Origin of the sequence: Hydrogenophaga sp. (assembly GCF_041913525.1) — a bacterium.
In the GTDB taxonomy this organism is placed as follows: Bacteria; Pseudomonadota; Gammaproteobacteria; order Burkholderiales; family Burkholderiaceae_C; genus Hydrogenophaga.
In genome coordinates this window covers 374,906-390,361 of sequence record NZ_JAYSFD010000001.1, presented here as the reverse complement: position 1 = coordinate 390,361, position 15,456 = coordinate 374,906, and the positions used below count along the sequence as shown (strand labels likewise).

The 15,456-nt window shown below is 66.3% G+C and carries 12 protein-coding genes; 6 read left to right on the top strand and 6 right to left on the bottom strand.

The features are described 5' to 3' along the window. The first annotated feature begins 76 nt into the window (after nt 1-76). Entirely contained in the window at nt 77-1,120 is a 1,044-nt protein-coding gene (locus ACE3RQ_RS01905) for an extracellular solute-binding protein (RefSeq protein ID WP_374519351.1), read from the top strand. A 70-nt stretch (nt 1,121-1,190) separates the two neighbouring features. Here ACE3RQ_RS01905 and ppk2 read toward each other — a convergent pair whose 3' ends face one another. Then, nucleotides 1,191-2,108, bottom strand: coding sequence for a polyphosphate kinase 2 (ppk2, locus tag ACE3RQ_RS01900; protein WP_374519349.1), 918 nt, complete (start codon nt 2,106-2,108; stop codon nt 1,191-1,193). Between the two features lie 150 nt (nt 2,109-2,258). On the opposite strand from ppk2, the gene ACE3RQ_RS01895 reads away from it, so the two are divergent. Further along, nucleotides 2,259-3,017: a 3-hydroxyacyl-CoA dehydrogenase gene (locus tag ACE3RQ_RS01895; protein WP_374519347.1), complete on the top strand. Its 759-nt coding sequence runs from the start codon at nt 2,259-2,261 to the stop codon at nt 3,015-3,017. Nucleotides 3,018-3,073: 56 nt separating this feature from the next. On the opposite strand, the gene ACE3RQ_RS01890 is transcribed toward ACE3RQ_RS01895, so the two are convergent. Continuing rightward, nucleotides 3,074-3,532 (bottom strand): hypothetical protein, encoded by a 459-nt coding sequence (locus ACE3RQ_RS01890; protein ID WP_374519345.1) that lies wholly within the window; start codon nt 3,530-3,532, stop codon nt 3,074-3,076. Between the two features lie 179 nt (nt 3,533-3,711). On the opposite strand from ACE3RQ_RS01890, the gene ACE3RQ_RS01885 reads away from it, so the two are divergent. Then, complete coding sequence (locus ACE3RQ_RS01885) at nt 3,712-5,610, top strand: gamma-glutamyltransferase (RefSeq protein ID WP_374519343.1); 1,899 nt, start codon at nt 3,712-3,714, stop codon at nt 5,608-5,610. A gap of 16 nt (nt 5,611-5,626) precedes the next feature. Here ACE3RQ_RS01885 and ACE3RQ_RS01880 read toward each other — a convergent pair whose 3' ends face one another. Then, nucleotides 5,627-7,273 carry an acyl-CoA synthetase gene (locus ACE3RQ_RS01880; RefSeq protein ID WP_374519341.1) on the bottom strand — a complete coding sequence of 549 codons (1,647 nt, stop codon included), beginning with the start codon at nt 7,271-7,273 and terminating at the stop codon, nt 5,627-5,629. 56 nt (nt 7,274-7,329) lie between these two features. Here ACE3RQ_RS01880 and dnaG point away from each other — a divergent pair, with 56 nt between their 5' ends. Together dnaG and rpoD are read left to right on the top strand one after the other, a co-directional pair. Then, complete coding sequence (dnaG, locus tag ACE3RQ_RS01875) at nt 7,330-9,333, top strand: DNA primase (protein WP_374519339.1); 2,004 nt, start codon at nt 7,330-7,332, stop codon at nt 9,331-9,333. Between the two features lie 299 nt (nt 9,334-9,632). Continuing rightward, nucleotides 9,633-11,969, top strand: a complete 2,337-nt coding sequence (gene rpoD, locus ACE3RQ_RS01870) for an RNA polymerase sigma factor RpoD (RefSeq protein WP_374519337.1) — start codon at nt 9,633-9,635, stop codon at nt 11,967-11,969. A gap of 255 nt (nt 11,970-12,224) precedes the next feature. On the opposite strand, the gene ACE3RQ_RS01865 is transcribed toward rpoD, so the two are convergent. Further along, the gene (locus ACE3RQ_RS01865) at nt 12,225-13,073 is read right to left on the bottom strand and encodes a class III extradiol dioxygenase family protein (RefSeq protein ID WP_374519335.1); all 849 of its coding nucleotides are present in this window, start codon (nt 13,071-13,073) and stop codon (nt 12,225-12,227) included. Nucleotides 13,074-13,092: 19 nt separating this feature from the next. Then, nucleotides 13,093-13,437: a protocatechuate 4,5-dioxygenase subunit alpha gene (locus ACE3RQ_RS01860; protein WP_374519333.1), complete on the bottom strand. Its 345-nt coding sequence runs from the start codon at nt 13,435-13,437 to the stop codon at nt 13,093-13,095. A 95-nt stretch (nt 13,438-13,532) separates the two neighbouring features. Between ACE3RQ_RS01860 and ACE3RQ_RS01855 the strand changes: the two genes are divergently transcribed. Next, nucleotides 13,533-14,453, top strand: a complete 921-nt coding sequence (locus ACE3RQ_RS01855; RefSeq protein ID WP_374519331.1) for a LysR family transcriptional regulator — start codon at nt 13,533-13,535, stop codon at nt 14,451-14,453. On the opposite strand, the gene ACE3RQ_RS01850 is transcribed toward ACE3RQ_RS01855, so the two are convergent. Continuing rightward, entirely contained in the window at nt 14,454-15,401 is a 948-nt protein-coding gene (locus tag ACE3RQ_RS01850; protein ID WP_374519329.1) for a helix-turn-helix domain-containing protein, read from the bottom strand. Nucleotides 15,402-15,456 lie beyond the last annotated feature (55 nt).

Sequence of the window (15,456 nt, the reverse complement as noted above, 5' to 3'; positions counted from 1 at the left end):
GGACTCTATTGTGCAACGCCGCACAGCCATTGCCGGTGGGCATTCACAACCGGTTGCTGTTCCAGAAAGTCTGTTCATGAAGCTCGTGATTTCCGCCGTGCTCACGGCCCTGGCCACTGCCGCCGCTATGCCCGCCATGGCCCAAGACAAGGTGCTCAACGTCTATTCCGCCCGCCATTACCAAACCGACGAGCAGATGTACGACGCCTTCTCCAAGGCCACGGGCATCAAGATCAACCGGGTGGACGCGGACGACGCCGGCCTGATCGCCCGCCTGCGCGCCGAGGGCGCCGCCTCGCCGGCCGACGTGATTCTCATGGTGGACGCCGCCCGCATGGCCGTGGCCGACGCGCAAGGGCTCTTCCAGCCGATCAAGTCGGCCAAGCTGGACGAGGCCATCCCGTCCCACTTGCGCGCTGCCGCCACGCCCGAGGGCGTGACCTGGACCGGATTTTCCACCCGCGCCCGCGTGATCGTGTACGACCCACTGCGCGTCAAGGCGGCCGATGTCGCCAACTACGAGCAACTGTCCGACCCCAAGCTCAAGGGCCTGTTCTGCACCCGCTCGGGCTCGCACCCCTACAACCTGTCGCTCTTCTCCACCGTGGTTGAGCGCCTGGGCGACGAAAAAGGCGAGGCCTGGCTCAAGGGCATGGTGGCCAACATGGCTCGTGACCCGAAGGGCGGCGACACCGACCAGATCAAGGCCGTCGCCTCGGGCGAATGCGGCGTGGCACTCACCAACACCTACTACCTGGCCCGCATGATGAAGTCCACCAAGCCGGAAGACCGCGCCGTGGTCGAGAAGGTGCGCGTGGTGTTTCCCAACCAGGGCACCACCGGCACGCACGTGAACATTGCCGGCGCCGCCGTGGCCAAGCACGCCAAGCACCGCGACGCCGCGATCCAGTTCATGGAATACCTGGCCAGCCCCTCGGCGCAAGAGTACTTCGCCAACGGCAACAACGAGTTTGCTGCCGCCAAGGGCGTGAAGATTGACAACCCAGCCCTCAAGGCCATGGGCGGCGACAAATTCAAGGCTGAAACGGTGCCGCTGGCCGTGGTGGCCAAGAACCTGACCAAGGTGCAACAGATGCTGGACCGCGCCGGCTTCAAGTGATCGCCTTGCGCACCCAGCAAAAGCCCGCTGTCGCCAGCGGGCTTTTTTGTGCCTGCGCCGCCCGAGGGCGTCAGTAGACCTGGGGCACGTAAATTTCGCCGGGCACCTGATGGCGGCGGTAGCCGTCGTGCCGCACGCGCTCAGGCAGAACGATGGCTGGCCGCTCGATTTCGTGGAACGGCATCTGCGACAGCAGGTGGTGAATACAGTTCAGTCGCGCCTTCTTTTTGTCGTCGGCGGGCACCACCCACCAGGGCGACTCGGGAATGTGGGTGCGCTCGAGCATGGCCTCTTTGGCCTTGGTGTAGAGCTCCCAGCGGCGCCTGCTCTCCAGGTCCATGGGGCTGAGCTTCCATTGCTTGAGCGGGTCGTGAATGCGGCCCAGAAAGCGCAGTTCCTGCTCTTCGTCGGAGATGGAAAACCAGTACTTGATGAGCTGGATGCCCGAACGCACCAGCATCTTTTCAAACTCGGGCACGGTGCGGAAGAACTCCTCCACCTGCTCGTCGGTGCAAAAGCCCATGACCTTTTCCACGCCAGCACGGTTGTACCAACTGCGGTCGAACAGCACGATCTCGCCGGCCGCGGGCAGGTGTTGCACGTAGCGCTGGAAATACCACTGGGTGCGTTCGCGGTCGTTGGGCGCTGGCAAGGCCACCACCCGACACACGCGGGGATTCAGGCGCTGGGTGATGCGCTTGATCACACCGCCCTTGCCGGCCGCATCGCGGCCTTCGAACACCACCACCACCTTGTGCCCGGTGGCCACCACCCAGTCTTGCAGCTTCACCAGTTCGGCCTGGAGGCGGAACAACTCACGAAAGTAGTCACGCCGGGCGGCCTTGCGCCGAGCCAAGGCGTCCGCGTCCAAGGTGCCGCCAATCTCGTCCAGATCGCGGTCTTCTATTTCCATCTCCAACTCTTCGTCGTACCCGTCGAGCAAGTCGTCATGAAGACGGCGCATGGTGTCATCGTGGCTGTCCAGCATGGGCACACCCCTCCTATTCAAAGCCCCCGACCGTACCCGGGCAATATGACACCCGCGTGTCGGTCGCACAGATGCCATGAAGCAACGCGAGGCTGCCCCATAATTGACGTTTACGTCAACGTAAATCCCCCATCCACCCAAGGAGCAAACATGGACATTCAAGGCAAAGTTTTCATCGTCACCGGCGGGGCTTCGGGCCTGGGCGAAGGCACGGCGCGCATGCTGGCGGCCAACGGCGCCAAGGTGGTGATCGCCGACATGCAGGCCGAAAAGGGGCAGGCCGTGGCACAAGAGATCGGCGGCGCCTTTGTGAAATGCGACGTGAGCAACGAGGCCGATGGCCGCGCCGTGGTGGCCCAAGCCACCAGCATGGGCAAGCTCATGGGCCTGGTGAACTGCGCCGGCATCGCCCCGGCCGTGAAAACCGTCGGCAAAGAGGGCGCTCACCCCTTGGACACCTACACCAAGACCATCATGGTCAACCTGGTGGGCACCTTCAACATGATCCGCCTGGCTGCGGAGGCCATGAGCAAGAACGAACCCGAAGCCACCGGCGAGCGCGGCGTGCTGATCAGCACCGCCAGCGTGGCGGCCTACGATGGCCAGATCGGCCAGGCCGCCTACAGCGCCTCCAAGGGCGGCGTGGTGGGCATGACCCTGCCCATTGCCCGCGACCTGGCCCGCGACGGCATCCGCAACATGACCATCGCCCCCGGCATCTTCGGCACCCCCATGCTCTTCGGCATGCCCAAAGAAGTGCAAGACAAGCTGGCCGCTGGCGTGCCCTTCCCCAGCCGCCTGGGCACCCCGCAGGACTACGCCAAGCTGGTGAAGCACATCGTGGAGAACGACATGCTCAACGGCGAGGTGATTCGCCTGGACGGCGCCATCCGCCTGGCACCGCGCTGAGCAAGCCCGCCTGGTCAGGCCCCCAGCGGGGCTGGCCTGGGGCCGCGGGGCGCCGTTCAGGTACTGGTTCGGCGCAGGATGGCGTCCCGCATGCCTTCATCGGTGGGCACCACCGTGAGGTGCCACTGAAAGGCGTCACCCAGCGCAAGCGCGGCCTTCTCAGGCGTGGGCCAGGTGCTGGGGTCAAGACCCGCCAAGACCAGCAAATGGTCGATCAAAGGGTCGCGCAGCGGCGTGGGCAACCAGGCGAACGACACCAGTTCGCCGTCCACGCGGAAAAAGACCTGGGTGAGCCCGACAGACACGTCCGTGTCCAGGTGAATTTCTTGCGCCTGCGCCTGATTGGCGCAGTCCACGATACAGCGCACCAACTGCGCCACGGCCGACAAATCGGCAATTCGCTGCCCGCGCTGCGCCTGAAGGATGGCCACCAAGGCCTGGGACACCTGCTCCTCAAACTGGCTCTCGCCAGGAATGAGCGCATCGGCTGGATGAAAGGGGGCTTCGTTGACCATGGACGACTCCGACTGGTTGAGGATGGGCAGACCAATGCCATTGCTGTGCTCGCGAAGGCTGATGAACCAGCCGCAGCACACCAGCGCCCTGCGCGATCTGCCGACAACGCAGAGCCCTCCCCTGCTGCCACCGATGGCACCCGACGACGGCCCACATCACCCGGGCAGCGTCTTCACCAATGGCAGACGAATCTGACACACTGTGCCGCGCCCAGATATCCACTACCCCCTTGGGTATCAACCCTTTGTCAGGAGACAGTCACGTGACCACCGCACACCGCCGATCTCTGCGCCGCCTGAGCTGGCTCGCCATCGCCACCGCCTTGCTTTCGGCGTGTGCATCGCCCTCGACCAGCCCCACCTGGCAAGCACCCGAGGCCGCGTCTGGCCTGCAACGCAAACCGGGCTGGACGTTGGAACGCCAGGCCGTGGCAGCAGCCAACCCGCTGGCCACCCAGGCGGGCGCGGACATCCTCCGTGCGGGCGGCAGTGCCGTGGACGCCGCCGTGGCGGTGCAGATGGTGCTGACCTTGGTGGAACCCCAGTCCAGCGGCATCGGCGGCGGCGCCTTCCTGCTGCACCACGATGGGAAAACCGTGCTGGCCTATGACGGCCGGGAAACCGCACCGGCAAAGGCATCGCCCGCGATGTTCCTGGACGAACAAGGCAAACCGCTGCCCTTCAACACGGCCGTCACCAGCGGCCGTTCGGTGGGGGTGCCGGGTGCGATGGCCATGCTCAAGCTCGCTCACCAGCGCCATGGCCGCTTGCCCTGGGCGCGCCTGTTTGAGCCCGCGATTGCCTTGGCCGACAACGGTTTCCCAGTGAGCCCACGCCTGCACACCCTGCTGGCGGCCGACGAAGCCCTGCGGCAAGACCCGGTGGCGCGGGCTTACTTCTACCGAGCAGACGGCTCGCCCTACCCGGTAGGCCACCGCTTGCGCAACCCCGAGCTGGCCGAGGTGTTGCGCAACATTGCCGCCATCGGCCCCCTGGCCCTGCAGGAAGGGCCAGTCGCCAATGCCATCGTGGCCGCGACCAAGCGAGCGCCGCTGCCGGGCGAGTTGTCAGCCGACGACCTTCGCCGCTACACGCCCAAGGTGCGAGAGGCCCTGTGCCACCCCCACCAGGCGGCGGGCCGCGAACTGCGGGTGTGCGGCTTCCCGCCGCCCAGTTCTGGCGCCTTGGCGATCGGGCAGATCTTGGGCCTTGTGGCGCGCACGCCGCAGGCCACGGCGCCTTTGGTGGACGGACTGCCCTCGCCCGAGTGGCTGCACCGCTACGCCGAAGCCTCTCGCCTGGCGTTTGCCGACCGCGCACTCTACGTGGCCGATCCCGACTTCGTGCCCGCGCCGGCTGGCGACTGGCACAGCCTGCTCGACCCGGCCTATCTGGACGAGCGCGCCCGACTGATCGGCCCGCAGCGCGCCCCCGACGCCCCTGCCGGCCAACCTGGCGGGGCCAAGGTGGCGCTGGGCGCCATGCCCAAGCAGCCCGAGTACGGCACCAGCCACATCAGCATCGTGGACGCCCACGGCAACGCGCTGGCCATGACCACCACCATCGAGGCGGGTTTCGGTTCGCGGCGCATGGTCAGCACGAACCCGGCGCGCCCCGGCGGCTTCCTGCTGAACAACGAGCTCACCGACTTCAGCTTCACTCCCACCGATGCCCAGGGCCGCCCCATCGCGAACCGCGTGGAGCCTGGCAAACGGCCGCGCTCGTCGATGTCACCCACCTTGGTGTTCGATGCGAAAAGTGGCGACGTCTTGATGAGCGCGGGCAGCCCAGGCGGCGCTTTCATCATTCACTACACCGCCAAGACGCTGCACGGCGCGCTGCAGTGGGGCCTGACGCCCCAGGCGGCGGTGGACCTGCCGAACTTCGGTTCGCTGGGTGGGCCTGTGCAACTGGAGAAGGGGCGCTTCCCACCCGCCACTGTGCAGGCCTTGCAAGCGCGCGGCCACACCGTGCAAGAGGTGGAACTCACCAGCGGCGCCCAGGCCTTGTTGCGCCGCGACGGCCGCTGGCTGGGGGGTGCCGACCCTCGGCGCGAGGGCATCGTGGCCGGGGACTGAGCCCCGGCTCACTGGCTCAGACGTCGATGGCCTGCGCCGAGCCCGCGAGCTTGCGCAGCTCGAACTTCTGGATCTTGCCGGTGCTGGTCTTGGGCAGCTCGCCAAACACCACCGCGCGCGGCACCTTGAAGCCCGCCAGGTGCTGCTTGCAGTGCGCCACGATGTCCTGCACCGTGGTGCTGGCCCCGGCCTTGAGCTCCACGAAGGCGCAGGGCGTCTCGCCCCAGCGCGCATCGGGCTTGGCCACCACCGCCGCGGCCAGCACGTCGGGGTGGCGGTAGAGCACGTCTTCCACCTCAATGGAGGAGATGTTCTCCCCGCCCGAGATGATGATGTCTTTGCTGCGGTCCTTGATCTTGATGTAGCCGTCGGGGTACTGCACCGCCAGGTCGCCGCTGTGGAACCAGCCGCCGGCAAAGGCCTCTTGCGTGGCCTTGGGGTTCTTCAGGTAGCCCTTCATGGCGATGTTGCCGCGGAACATGATCTCGCCCATGGTCTGCCCATCGGCGGGCACCGGCTGCATCGTCTGCGGGTCAAGCACGCGCACGTCGCGCTCCAGGTGGTAACGCACGCCCTGGCGGGCGTTCAGGCGCGCGCGCTCGCCAATGTCCAGCCCGTCCCACTGCTCGTGCTTGGCGCAAACGGTGGCCGGGCCGTACACCTCGGTGAGGCCGTACACGTGGGTGAGGTCAAAGCCCATCTGCTCCATGCCTTCGATCATCGAGGCCGGGGGCGCGGCGCCCGCCACCATGGCCTTGATGCCTGCGGGCACGCCGGCCTTCAGGGCCGCAGGGGCGTTGACGAGCAGGCCGTGCACGATGGGCGCGCCGCAATAGTGGGTGACGCGGTGCTGGCGCATGGCCTCGAAGATGGCCTGCGGTTCCACCCGGCGCAGGCACACGTTCACGCCCGCGCGGGCGGCCACCGTCCAGGGGAAGCACCAGCCGTTGCAGTGGAACATGGGCAGGGTCCACAGGTACACGGCGTGCTTGGGCATGTCCCACTCCAGCACGTTGGAGATGGCGTTGATGGCCGCGCCCCGGTGGTGGTAGACCACGCCCTTGGGGTTGCCGGTGGTGCCGCTGGTGTAGTTCAGGGCGATGGCATCCCACTCGTCGCCGGGCAGTTGCCAGGCGAAGGCGGGGTCGCCACCGGCCAGGAAAGCCTCGTAGGCCTGCCCGCCCAGGGGCTGGGTCTGGCCGGTGAAGAGCGGGTCTTGGGTTTCGATGAGCAGCAGCGGCTCGCTGCGCTGGCGCAGCGCGATGGCGCGCGCCAGCACGGGGGCGAACTCGGGGTCGACGATCACCGCGCGGGCCTCGCCGTGGTCGAGCATGAAGGCAATGGTCTCGGCGTCCAGGCGGGTGTTCAGGGTGTTGAGCACGGCCCCGGCCATGGGCACGCCGAAGTGGGCCTCCACCATGGGCGGGGTGTTGGGCAGCATGGCGGCCACGGTGTCGCCACGGCCGATGCCCGCGCGCTGCAGGGCGCTGGCGAGCTGGCGGCAGCGCGAATAGGTCTGGGCCCAGGTCTGGCGCAGCTCGCCGTGCACGATGGCCAGTCGATCGGGGTAGACCTCGGCGGTGCGCTCGATGAAGGACAGCGGGGTCAGCGGGGCGAAGTTGGCTTCGGTGCGGGGAAGGTCTTGGTCGTAGATGCGGTTCACGGTGGCCTCTCGGTACAAGGTCCTGGGGGGAAGGGTCCGTGCGCGAGAATACTCCCGTGGCCATACCGCAAACTTTCATTCAGGAACTGCTCAACCGCGTGGACATCGTCGACGTGGTGGGACGCTACGTGCAGCTCAAGAAAGGCGGCGCGAACCTCATGGGCCTGTGCCCCTTCCATGGGGAAAAGTCGCCCTCGTTCAGCGTGAGCCCGACCAAACAGTTCTATCACTGCTTCGGTTGCGGGGCGAATGGCAACGCCATCGGCTTCCTGATGGAACACGCCGGCATGAGCTTCGTCGAGGCGGTGAAAGACCTGGCCCAGCAGACCGGGCTGCAAGTGCCGGAAGACGACGCCTCGCCACTGGAGCGCGAACGCGCGGCCCAGCAGCGCCAGAAACAGGCCACGCTCACCAGCGTGCTGGAGAAGGCGGCGCAGGCCTATGTCAAAGACCTGAAGGGGTCGCCCCGCGCCATCGATTACCTCAAGCGGCGCGGCCTCTCGGGGCAGATCGCCAAGGTGTTTGGCCTGGGCTACGCGCCAGAGGGCTGGCGCCACCTGGCCGGCGTGTTCCCCGACTACCAGGAGCCGCTGCTGGTGGAGTCGGGCCTGGTGATCGAGCACGAAGACGAAAAAGGCGCCGATGGCCACGCCAAGCGTTACGACCGGTTTCGCGACCGCATCATGTTCCCCATCCGCAACGTCAAGGGCGAGTGCATTGGCTTTGGCGGGCGGGTGCTGGACAAGGGCGAGCCCAAGTACCTCAACAGCCCCGAGACGCCGGTCTTCAGCAAAGGGCGCGAGTTGTATGGCCTGTTCGAGGCCCGCACCGCCATTCGCCAGCAAGGCTATGCCCTGGTGACCGAGGGCTACATGGACGTGGTGGCCCTGGCGCAGTTGGGCTTCGCCAACGCCGTGGCCACGCTGGGCACGGCCTGCACGGCCGACCACGTGCAGAAGTTGTTTCGCTTCACCGACGCGGTGGTGTTCAGCTTCGACGGCGACGCCGCCGGTCGCCGCGCCGCACGCAAGGCGCTGGACGCCGCCCTGCCCTGGGCCACCGACCTGCGCAGCGTGAAATTTTTGTTTCTGCCGGCCGAGCACGACCCGGACAGCTACATCCGCGAGTTCGGCACTGAGGCCTTTGCCGAGGAAGTGAAAAAGGCCACACCGCTTTCGCGCTTTCTGGTGGAGGCGGCCAGCGCCGAGTGCGAGCTGGACACAGCCGAGGGCCGCGCCCGCATGGCCAGCCAGGCCCGACCGCTGTGGAGCGCCCTGCCCGATGGCGCGCTGAAGCGCCAGTTGCTGGCCGAGCTGGCGCAGGGCGTGGGCATGGGCGCCAACGAACTGCTGCAAATGTGGCAACACACCCCCGGCGGCCGTGCGCCACGTCGCCCTGCGCCAGACCATGCTGCACCACATGCCGACGCCGGCGTACCCAGCGACGATGGCGGGGCCTATTACGACCCCGAGGGCATGGGCCAAGCGGCACCTGCCCAGAACCCGGGCCGGCGCTACCCGCCGTCGGGCCAGGCCGGGCGCTTTGGTGGCAAGGGGTACGGCGGCAAAGGCTATGGCGCCTGGCGCCGAGGAGAGCCCCCGCCCCCGCGCATGCTGGGGCAACGCCGCGCCGGCGGTAGCCGCGCCGACCGCGCGGTGGGCTTGTTGCTGGCGAACTCCCAGGCGTGGGACAGCCTGTCCGCCGAAGACCACGCCATGCTGGCCCACCTGCCCGCGCCGCACGGCCCGGTCTTCGTGTGGCTGGAGAGCCAGTTGCACGAGCATGGCCCGCAGCCCTGGGCCGCCCTGCGGGAGGCGCTGCGGGGCAGCGAATTCGAGGCCATGGCCTGCACCGAAGTGGAGCAGGCCACGATGGGCGCGGACACCGAGCTGGAACTGGCCGAGCTGGCCGGGGTGATGGACCTGTTGCGCGGCGATGCCCTGAACGCCCGCGCCGAGGGGCTGGCCCAGCGGGTAGCCCAAGGTGACCCCTCGGCATTTGAAGAGTTCAAGCGGGTGAACGAGCAGATCAAGGCCTTGAAATCGGGTCAATCGGTATAATCTGAGGTTTCGCACCGCAAGCGCGACAGCAGCACCTCCGGCCCTGGCCCGTCCCCACGCACGGGGAATCGATGGAAACCTCTTCCTGGCCAACCCCGGCGCCCTGTGTTCCACAGGCCCGGCGGCAACCCGCAAGGACTGCACACCAAATGTTCGCCCAACAGCTTGCAAGCTCACCTCTGCCGGCATGAGGTGGGTGTTGTGCACCACAAAATCTCCGGCTCGGCTGGCCCATGGGCGATCGACTGGCGGTTTTGGTGTCTCTTGCCGGTTCCCGTTTGACCTTATTTGAGGTGTCCATGCCCGCGAAGAAGTCCAGCACGCCCGTCGTTGCCAGCACCAAGCCCGCCAAGAAGACCGCCACGCGCGCGGCCGAACCGGTGGCAGCTCCCAAGAAAGCCCCTGCAGTGACGACGAAAACCACCACCAAGGCCGCCGCCAAGAGCGACACGGCCAAGACCACCACCAAGAAGACCAAAGCGGAAGAGGTGCTGGACGAAACCCTGAGCGCCGAAGCGGCGCCCAAGAAGAAGCCAGGCCGCCCGGCCAAGGCCGCCGCCGCTGACAAGCCGGCCGCCAAGCGTGGCCGCAAGCCCAAGGCCGCCGCCAAGGAAGAAAGCGACCTGGACGATGCCGACCTGAGCGACATCGAAGAAGACCTGGCCGAGGAGGTGGTGGAAGAAGTCGCTGACGCCACCCAGCCCGCCGAGAAGGTCAAGCCGCTGCGCATGAAGATCAGCAAGGCCAAGGAGCGCGCGCTGATGAAGGAATTCGGCCTGGACGAGACCGTCCTGTCCGAAGAAGAAGCCCGCAGCCGCCGCGAACGCCTGAAGACCCTGATCAAGCTGGGCAAGACGCGCGGCTACCTCACGCACGGCGAAATCAACGACCACCTGCCCGACAAGCTGGTGGAGGCCGAGACCCTGGAAGTGGTGGTCTCGCTGCTCAACGACATGGGCGTGGCCGTCTATGAGCAAACGCCCGACGCCGAGACCCTGCTGCTGAACAACACCGGCCCGACCGCCGCCACCGAAGAGGAAGCCGAGGAAGAAGCCGAAGCCGCCCTGTCCACGGTGGACAGTGAGTTCGGCCGTACCACCGACCCGGTGCGCATGTACATGCGCGAGATGGGCACGGTGGAGCTGCTCACCCGCGAAGGCGAAATCGAGATCGCCAAGCGCATCGAGGGTGGCCTGCACGACATGATGGCGGCCATCAGCGAGAGCCCGGCCACCATCGCCGAGATCCTGGCCATGGCCGAGGAAATTCGCGAAGGCAAGGTGGTGATCTCCACCGTGGTGGACGGCTTCGCTGACGCCGACGAGGCCGACGACTACGTGGCCGAAGAAGACTTCGACGATTACGACGAGGCCGACGACGACGATGGCAAGGGCGGCTCCAAGGCCCTGACCCGCAAGCTTGAAGAGCTCAAGCGCGAGGCGCTGACCCGCTTTGATGCCATCCGCGACCTGTTCGAGAAGCTGCACAAGGTCTACGACAAGGAAGGCTATGGCGGCCCGAGCTACCTGAAGACGCAAGTGGCCATCACCGAGAAGCTGATGACCATCCGCTTCACGGCCAAGGCCATCGAGAAGCTGTGCAGCACCCTGCGCACGCAGGTGGAAGAGGTGCGCAAGAAAGAGCGCGAGCTGCGCCGCATCATCGTGGACAAGTGCGGCATGCCGCAGGAAAAGTTCATTGCTGAGTTCCCGGACAACCTGCTCAACCTGCAATGGGTGGAGAAGCAGGCCGCCGCTGGCAAGCCCTGGAGCACCGTGATCCAGCGCAACATTCCGCCGGTGCAGGAACTTCAACGCGGCCTGATCGACATTCAGAGCAGCGTGGTGGTGCCCCTGGCCCACCTGAAGGACATCCACAAGCGGATGAACGAGGGCGAGGCCAATTCGCGCGACGCCAAGAAGGAAATGATCGAGGCCAACCTGCGCCTGGTGATCTCGATCGCGAAGAAGTACACCAACCGCGGCCTGCAGTTCCTCGACCTGATCCAGGAAGGCAACATCGGCCTGATGAAGGCGGTGGACAAGTTCGAATACCGCCGCGGCTACAAGTTCTCGACCTACGCCACCTGGTGGATTCGCCAGGCCATCACGCGCTCGATCGCCGACCAGGCCCGCACCATCCGCATTCCGGTTCACATGATCGAGACGATCAACAAGATGAACCGCATCTCGCGCCAGCACCTGCAAGAGTTCGGCTTCGAGCCGGACGCTTCCATCCTGGCCGAGAAGATGGACATGCCCGAGGACAAGATCCGCAAGATCATGAAGATCGCGAAGGAGCCGATCTCGATGGAAACCCCCATCGGTGACGACGACGATTCGCACCTGGGCGATTTCATCGAAGACCAGGCCAACACCGCGCCAATCGACGCGGCCATGCAGGCCGGTCTGCGCGAGGTGGTGAAGGAGATTCTGGACAGCCTGACGCCGCGCGAAGCCAAGGTGCTGCGCATGCGCTTCGGCATCGAGATGTCCACCGACCACACGCTGGAAGAAGTGGGCAAGCAGTTTGACGTCACGCGCGAGCGCATCCGCCAGATCGAGAGCAAGGCGGTGCGCAAGCTCAAGCACCCCAGCCGCTCGGACAAGCTGCGCAGCTTCATCGATTCGCTGTAATCCGCTTCAGCGATTGCGCACAACACGGGGGCCTTCGGGCCCCCGTTTTTTTGTCCCGAGCAGAACGGTGGCGCCGTGAGTGTCGGGTGTCCGACGCAGCGAAATAAAGGAGGAGGAACGGCCATTGCCGTTCCGGGGGACATTCGCGGAGTCGGATACCCGGCGATCACGGCAGCGCCAACACGTCAGCACACACAAAACGAAAAGGGAGCCAGAGGCTCCCTCCCTTTAGCAGCGCCAGACGCCGACAAGAGGTCAGACTGTCTCCAACGCCAACACACCGGTCGCCGTGTTGGAGATGGGGATGTGGTAGTTGCTGTGCACCTTGCGCACCCCGGCGCCCGCGCTGGTGAGTGCTGCGCGCATGGCCAGCCACATCAGCAGCTCCACGCCCTGGGTGCCAGCCTTCTCCACCAGCTCCAGGTCGCTGAACTGCGTCACCCACTCGGGGTTGCTTTCCATGCTGGCCAGGAACTGCAGATCGAAGGCCTTGTTGATGAAGCCGGCGCGCTCGCCGTCGAGCTGGTGGCTCAGGCCGCCAGAGGCCAGCACCGCCACCTTCTTGACGCTGTTCCAACTGGCGATCGCTTCGCCCACCGCCTTGCCCAGCTTGTAGACGCGCTTGGCCGTGGGCAGGGGGAACTGCACCGTGTTGATGTTGATGGGCACGATCTGCACCGGCGCCACCTGGTGCTCGGGCCAGAACAGCTTCAAGGGCAGCGTGCAAGCGTGGTCCACCAGCATTTCCTGGCAGGTCACGATGTCGAACTCTTTCGCGATCAGTTCGCGGATCAGGTGCCACGACAGATCGGGGCAGCCCGGCACCGGCGGCAGGGTGGGAATGCCCCAGCCTTCGTCGGCGTTGCTGTAGCTGGCCGCCGCGCCCACGGCGAAGGTGGGCATCTTGTCCAGGAAGAAGTTCAGGCCGTGGTCGTTGTAGAAGACCACCACCACGTCGGGTTTGGCCTTGTCCAGCCACTCGTGAATGGGCGGAAAACCGTCAAAGAAGGGCTTCCAGTAAGGCTCGTTCTGCTTGCCCTTGTGGATGGCGCCGCCGATGGCGGGAATGTGCGAAGTGGCCAGGCCACCGATGAGTTGTGCCATGAAGATGCTCCTGCTTGTCTCAACACTGCTCGTTGGCCGCCAGCAGTTTGGCTTTAAAGGCGTCCTTGCTCATGCCGGTCTGCTGCGCGCCAATGTCTTGCATGTCCAGCCCGAAGATGCCCGCGAACTTGGCCAGGTAATAGGCGTTGCCGCCGGCCTCGATCATGGCCAGCACCTGCTTGGAGCGAATGGCCTGGGCCTGTTGCTCGTTCAGGCCGTATTGCCGCATGTAGGCCTCGGGGTCGGCCAGAAAGGCCTCGCGGTTGGCCTGGTGGTTGAACGAGAAACACATCTTGTTCAAGGCATAGCCCTTCTGCGCGGCGTCGCCGTCGAAGGGGGTGGTGCCGGGGATGGTTTTGCTCACGGCCGCTCTCCTGCTTGAAGGGGAATTGATATGGGTCAGCCCGCAGTGTCGCGAAGCCCTTGCCGGAAATAAACCGATCTTTCATCATCTGACCCATGAATCATTTCGATTGGTCAGACCTGGATGCCCGCGCCTTGCAACAGTTGGTGGCGGTGGTGGACACCGGCAGCGTCACCGGCGCGGCGCAACAGTTGGGGGTGACGCAGTCGGCCGTGAGCCACCAGCTCGACAAGCTGCGCGCCATCACCGGTGACCCGCTGTTCGTGAAAAGCGGGCGCGGCATCGTGGCCACGGCCCGCGCCCAGCAACTGGCCGAGGACGCACGGGGCTTGTTGCGCCAACTGGAGCGCTTCGCCCACGCCGGCGATTTCGACCCCGCGCGCTGGCAGGCCACGGTGACGATTGCCGCCAACGACTTCCAGCGCGACGTGCTGCTGCCCGCGCTGGCCCAGCGCCTGCGCGAGGCGGCGCCGGGCGTGGTGCTGCGCGTGATTCCGTCAGACGTGCCCAGCCTGGAGATGCTGCGCGACCGGGTGTGCGACATCGCCATCAGCCCCCGGCCCCCAGAGGGCAGCGATATCCTGCAGCAACGCATTTTTGAAGACCGCTACCGTGTGTTCTACGACCCGGCCGTGCGCCGCGCGCCCGCCACGGTGCAGGACTACCTGGCCGCCGACCACGCCACCGTGGTCTACGAGCCGCGCCGCTCGCTCTACCTGGACCGCACGCTGGAAGCGCAGGGCATACGCCGACGCTTCGTCGTCACGGTGCCGGGCTTCGCGGGCCTGCCCGCCTTCATCAAGGGCAGCCCCCTGTTGGCCACCGCGCCTTCGCTGCTGCGCCACAGCCTGATGCGCGACCTCGCCCACGCCGAGGTGCCCGTTCCCTGCCCCACCATGCCCATGTACCTGATCTGGCACCGCCAGCACCACGCGGACGCCTCGCACCGCTGGCTGCGCGAGCAGTTGCTGGCCCTGGCACCGGCCGCCGTGCCGGGCGATCGCCAGGGCGCGTGATCAGCCCCGCACCGCCTGCCCGGTGTGGGCACGGCGCCATGCCTGCGGGCTTTGGCCGGTGCGCCGTTTGAAGAAACGCGAGAAATAGGCGGGGTCTTCAAAGCCCAGCTCCAGCGCCAGGCTGGCAGCCGGCGCCGCGATGTAGACCAGGCGCCGACAGGCCTCGCGGGTGAGGCGGTCGTGCACCAGTTCCAGCGCGGTACAGCCCCGCTCGGCCCGCACCAGGCGGTTCAGGCGCTGGGTGGACAGGCCCAGGCGCGAGGCGTAGCGCTCCATGGGCCAGTGCTCCAGAAAGTGGCGCTCCACCAGCAGCAGAAAACGGGTGAACAGGGCCTGGTGGGCGCGCGACTCGCCGCCTTCGCGCTGCCCCTGGGCGCTGGCACGGGCCAGGCGCCACACCACCGCGCGGGCCAGCCAGCGCAGCACCGGTGCCTCGGCCGCGCCTGGCAGCAGGAACTCGGCGGCCAGTTCGGAGAGCTGGGCACTCAAGCGCTGGGTCTCACCGTCTTCTTGAGAAAAGTGCAAGACCCCCGGGGAAGAGAACAACAGGCGAAACGCCTCGCCCACCGCCTCGAACTCACCCTCCACCAAAAATCGGGCACTCAGGGTGAGCACCATGCCGTCGGTCTCTGGGGCGAAATGAAAGCCGTGCACCACGCCGGGCGGCACCACGATGGCGGCGGGGCCTTCCACCCTGCCCCGCCATTCGTCCAACATGACATCGGCCCAACCCCTCGCCAACCATAGGATCTGGTAGAGCCCCTGGTGCAGGTGGGCATCAATTTCCCAGTGGTACAGGCGGCTGCGCGACTGCACTTCTTCGATGTGAAGCAGCTCTTCCCCCGGCCTGGCGGGTTCACCGTACAGCGCGAAGCGGGGAATGCCGCCTGCTGACTTGCGGGACGAAGAGGCGGGCGTCGCCTGTGTGTTCAAACGGGGCTTTGGCATGTGCTTGATCGAAAAGTACCAGAATTATCCCTGGTAAGTGCAGTGGCTTTCACCC